The 4,571-nt window shown below is 51.3% G+C and carries 5 protein-coding genes and 1 pseudogene; 5 read left to right on the forward strand and 1 reads right to left on the reverse strand.

The features are described from left to right. The coding region (locus OSO_RS0100510) for an IS3 family transposase (RefSeq protein WP_010581649.1) at positions 1-554 on the forward strand (554 nt) is incomplete at its 5' end. Between the two features lie 542 nt (positions 555-1,096). Here the strand turns inward: OSO_RS0100510 and OSO_RS0100520 are convergent. After that, on the reverse strand, positions 1,097-2,221 hold the full coding sequence (locus tag OSO_RS0100520; RefSeq protein ID WP_010581651.1) for a leucine-rich repeat domain-containing protein: 1,125 nt from the start codon (positions 2,219-2,221) through the stop codon (positions 1,097-1,099). 429 nt (positions 2,222-2,650) lie between these two features. Between OSO_RS0100520 and OSO_RS50525 the strand changes: the two genes are divergently transcribed. The 4 genes and pseudogenes from OSO_RS50525 to OSO_RS41550 all read left to right on the forward strand — a co-directional run. Then, positions 2,651-2,791 (forward strand): hypothetical protein, encoded by a 141-nt coding sequence (locus OSO_RS50525; RefSeq protein ID WP_157604916.1) that lies wholly within the window; start codon positions 2,651-2,653, stop codon positions 2,789-2,791. A gap of 32 nt (positions 2,792-2,823) precedes the next feature. Next, positions 2,824-3,542: pseudogene (locus tag OSO_RS41545) on the forward strand (transposase). A gap of 159 nt (positions 3,543-3,701) precedes the next feature. Then, positions 3,702-4,013, forward strand: coding sequence for a hypothetical protein (locus tag OSO_RS0100545; protein WP_157604918.1), 312 nt, complete (start codon positions 3,702-3,704; stop codon positions 4,011-4,013). Positions 4,014-4,316: 303 nt separating this feature from the next. Further along, a partial coding sequence (locus OSO_RS41550) for a transposase (protein WP_010581655.1) occupies positions 4,317-4,571 on the forward strand: 255 nt, incomplete at its 3' end.

Genomic DNA, 4,571 nt, shown 5'->3' on the forward strand with positions numbered 1-4,571 from the left:
CGTGCGACATCACGTTCGTTCCGATGCGTCGGGGATATCTGTATCTGACGGCGGTCATGGACTGGTACAGCCGTTACGTTCTGGCCTGGGTGTGGGCGTGCGACATCACGTTCGTTCCGATGCGTCGGGGATATCTGTATCTGACGGCGGTCATGGACTGGTACAGCCGTTACGTTCTGGCCTGGCAACTCTCCAACAGTATGGATGTCGAGTTCTGTGTCGAGACTCTGGAGGAAGCTCTGAAACAGGGCAGACCGGAGATCTTCAATACGGATCAGGGATCCCAGTTCACCAGCCACATCTTCACGAAGCGACTGGAGCAGGAATCGATCGCCATCAGCATGGATGGCAAAGGTCGGGCCATTGACAACGTGATGATCGAACGACTTTGGCGAACGGTGAAATACGAGAACATCTACCTCAAGGAATACACGACAGGAGCCGATTGTCATGAAGGATTGAAGGCGTACTTCCAGTACTATCGCCACGAGCGACCTCACCAGGGACTGGCCAATCGCACTCCCTGGCAAGCCTACCAAATTCCTCGCCCCTGACGCCGGTGAAGACCATCTAAGAAATGGCTCCCGGTGGTCCGAAAAACGGGGTCCACTTCAGTCTACCAGGGACGATTTAAAAGCTTTCCAATTCAGGATGATGCGCATTTTCTGACTGCTTGCCGTTACGTCGAGCGGAATGCTGTTCGAGCCGGGCTAGTCAAGCAGGCGGAGGACTGGAGATGGGGTTCACTTTGGCGATGGATGCAACCGGCTGACCCCGATCCGGAATTGTTGTCGCCGTGGCCAATCCCTCGGTCACCCAATTGGGTCCATCGGGTCAACGAGCCTTTGACGGAGCAGGAACTTTCTGCCATCCGCAAATCCGCTCAGAAAGGCAGCCCACACGGATCGCTCGAATGGATCGAACAGGCCGCCGCACGGCTGGGTTTGGCCGCGACGCTCAGAAATCGAGGTCGCCAAAGAATCCACTTTCCAGAAATCGACGATCAAAACACCAACATTGAGTCCTGCCCCTTTGATTTGCCCAGGGCGGTTAGTTCTTATGAGAATTCGAAAGAGGCAATTTCCATGACGGCAACTCATCGTTTGAGTTTAATGTCAAGTTTCGGCAGTTCTTTCTGAAGTGCAACGACACCTTCGCTCGTGACCTCCGTCTCAGAAACATCAAGTGACTGAAGATTTTTAAGGTTTCGCAATTCCTTTAATCCTGCGTTTGTGATCCCTGTACGCCCAAGGTTGATGTTCGTCAGTTGTGTCATTGTTCCGATTTCCTTCAGGCCAACGTCGGTGATTTTGCCGTCATTCAACAGGTGGAGCTTTTTCAGGTTCTTGAGTCCGCTGATTTCCTTTAAGCCTTCGTTCGTAATCTCTGTTTGAATGAGATCGAGTTCTGTCAGGTTATTGAGTTCACCAATCGACTGCATTCCTTCATCAGTAATTTCGTCGCCGAAAAGATACAGCGAGTGAATCTGTTTCAGATCAATGATTTCCTTCAACCCTTCGTCGGTAATCTCAGTCAAGCCTAAATCGAGTATCTGCAAGTTCCTAAGCCCTTTGAGTTCACGCAAACCGAGGTCCGAAATCTTTGTTTGCATGAGAGTGAGTCGAGTCAGGCTTGTGAGCGTTCCAAGTTCCTTCAATCCATCATCTGTGATCTGAGTTCCCCGCAGTTCGAGGTTGGACAGGCATTTCAGGTCAGCAAGTTCCTTCAGCCCAACATCGGTGAATTGGGTGTACGAAAGATGGAGCGAGGCCAGAGAAGTGAGTTCTTTGATTTCATTCAAACCAACATCCGTAATTGCGGTGCAGCCGCCTAAATCAAGGCGGGTTAGGTTTTTGAGATCCTTCAACTCGACCAAGCCGACATCTGTGATTTTCGTGAAAGCGAGTGTAAGCATCGTCAGAGAAGTGAAGTTGCGAATCCCTTTCAGACCAGAATCCGTGATCTTCGTACTGTTCAAATTCAGACTTGTCATTTTCGTGAATGGCTTCAGAGCGTGAACGTAGCCGTCACCAAATCGCTCGCTCTGTTGAAGGTTAACGTAAATCACGGGACGACCCGGCAACGATTCATCTCTCATGACCTTGCCGCCCAGCAGTTCGATCTTCTCAATTGCTTTTGACTCGTCGAGAGTGTCGTCAGCAACGAGCAGCGAAGTCATCAAAACGGTGACAGCAATGAACGCAAAATGAAAACGCATCATTCAGCCTCGAAGTTGAGGTTCATGAATCGTCTCGTGAAGTGCCGTGATTGACGCATCAGAGACATTCTGACATCGTACGGCCGGGAAATCGGTCACGCAATGTCGCTCGAAATGACGAGTGGTTGCGGCGGGGTGAATCATGGGCGAGTTCTTCAAAGGGTGGCTTCGAAAAATTGGCGTAGTGACGCTCATGGTGGCGTGCGTGTTTGCGGGCGTTTGGGTCAGAAGCCTTGTCATCAATGACTTTATTCAAATTCCCAGTGAAGACTCGTATAGCAGCCTCGATTCGAAAGCAGAAACAGTGTCGTTTTTGGGGGTAACCATGGGGACACAGCATCTTCATCGGATCGATTGAATTTCGGGTCAAGAAATGTTCTCTTTTCTTCGGTGTGGTGAATGAAAAGATTCTGCTGATTGAAGGACCTTGTCATGGCTCGCCTGTCTCGTGCGGAGGTCGTTGCGCCGGATGAGATCGCGATCGTGCATGTCATGAATCGCGTGGTGCGGCGATGTTTCCTGCTGGGAACCGACTCGGGAACAGGGGAAAGCAAAGGGGTCAGGACTCATTGAATTCTGTTTGACGGGCTGTCATCTTTTCTTTCATGCCACGACCACCCCGCGCCGATGAAGCTGGCGGACTGTACCATGCCTTGAACCGAGGCAATGGACGGCAGGAGATTTTCCATAAATCCGAGGACTTTGCCGCATTTGAGCGAGTTCTTGCGGAAGGGTTAGCTTCTTATGATGTCACGCTCTTTTGCTTCCAACTCATGCCCAATCATTGGCATCTTGTCCTGCGTCCGAACGCTGATGGTGAGCTAAGTCGGTTCATGCGCTGGATCACCGCGACGCACACGATGCGTTACCGGGCTCATTACCGCACCTCGGGCGAAGGGCATGTCTACCAGGGACGATTTAAAAGCTTTCCAATTCAGGATGATGCGCATTTTCTGACTGTTTGCCGTTACGTCGAGCGGAATGCTGTTCGAGCCGGGCTAGTCAAGCAGGCGGAGGACTGGAGATGGGGTTCACTTTGGCGATGGATGCAACCGGCTGACCCCGATCCGGCATTGTTGTCGCCGTGGCCAATCCCTCGGTCACCCAATTGGGTCCATCGGGTCAACGAGCCTTTGACGGAGCAGCAACTTTCTGCCATCCGCAAATCCGCTCAGAAAGGCAGCCCACACGGATCGCTCGAATGGATCGAACAGGCCGCCGCACGGCTGGGTTTGGCCTCGACGCTCAGAAATCGAGGTCGCCAAAGAATCCACTTATCCACTTTCCAGAAATCGACGACCAAAACGCCAACATTGAGTCCTGACCCCTTTGATTTGCCCTTGAAACGAATAAAGCCAAGCCCGGTTGAAGAGGCGACGGCTGGTGTGAAGCGGTATCGCAAACTTGACAAATACATTGACATTGCTCCAGACGGAAGGATTATTTCGTTTGGATGCCGCCAATAGAAAGTGCGAAGAATTCTATGGATGGTATCGTTAGAATTACTAGAGTTGTAGCCTTGTTTGACATCTGGGTAGACACGGACCTATTTCCATTCCTTAAAATGAAGGTCAAAGTTGTCGAAAAGTCAGAGGGTAGCTACCTAGCCCTAATGAATGTGCATCGGCGAGACAGGACTTCGGGCGAAACTGACTATCTTTCGGGATTCGCCGATACAGTTGACGCTGCGATTGCCGACTTGTTAACGACTTTTGTTTCAGAAGTTCGTGAACACGTACCGGAAGGGGGATTGATCGACAATGACTTTGAATGGTCGGACCATGAAAACTTTTAGAATCAACGCGAAGCCTCGGGATGGATGGCTCTCGTAGTCAGGGCAATCGAGCGTCGAAGTCACGGTTTGATTATTGCGTGAGGAAGTGGTCAGGGAAGCCCCGCGAATTCGCGGCTTGGATTTCTCTGATCATTTAGCAACGGAGTTGACTCGTGTCCTCAGCATTTGTTGAAACAGTTACGCAGTACTTTGAAGAAGTTACAGACCCCCGCGTCAATCGTGGTCAGGGGAACACTAAGGGGGGGGAACCTAAGGGGTCAGGACTCATTGAATTCTGTTTGACGGGCTGTTATCTTCTCTTTCATGCCACGACCACCCCGCGCCGATGAAGCTGGCGGACTGTACCATGCCTTGAACCGAGGCAATGGACGGCAGGAGATTTTCCATAAATCCGAGGACTTTGCCGCATTTGAGCGAGTTCTTGCGGAAGGGTTAGCTTCTTATGATGTCACGCTCTTTTGCTTCCAACTAATGCCCAATCATTGGCATCTTGTCCTGCGTCCGAACGCTGATGGTGAGCTAAGTCGGTTCATGCGCTGGATCACCGCGACGCACACG

The sequence above is a fragment of the Schlesneria paludicola DSM 18645 genome (genome assembly GCF_000255655.1).
Taxonomy (GTDB): domain Bacteria; phylum Planctomycetota; class Planctomycetia; order Planctomycetales; family Planctomycetaceae; genus Schlesneria; species Schlesneria paludicola.

Bases quoted from the DNA above. Each gene is read 5' to 3' on its own strand.
- OSO_RS50525 (WP_157604916.1), top strand. From the start codon at position 2,651: ATGGCTCGCCTGTCTCGTGCGGAGGTCGTTGCGCCGGATGAGATCGCG.
- OSO_RS0100545 (WP_157604918.1), top strand. From the start codon at position 3,702: ATGGATGGTATCGTTAGAATTACTAGAGTTGTAGCCTTGTTTGACATC.
- OSO_RS0100520 (WP_010581651.1), bottom strand. From the start codon at position 2,221: ATGATGCGTTTTCATTTTGCGTTCATTGCTGTCACCGTTTTGATGACT.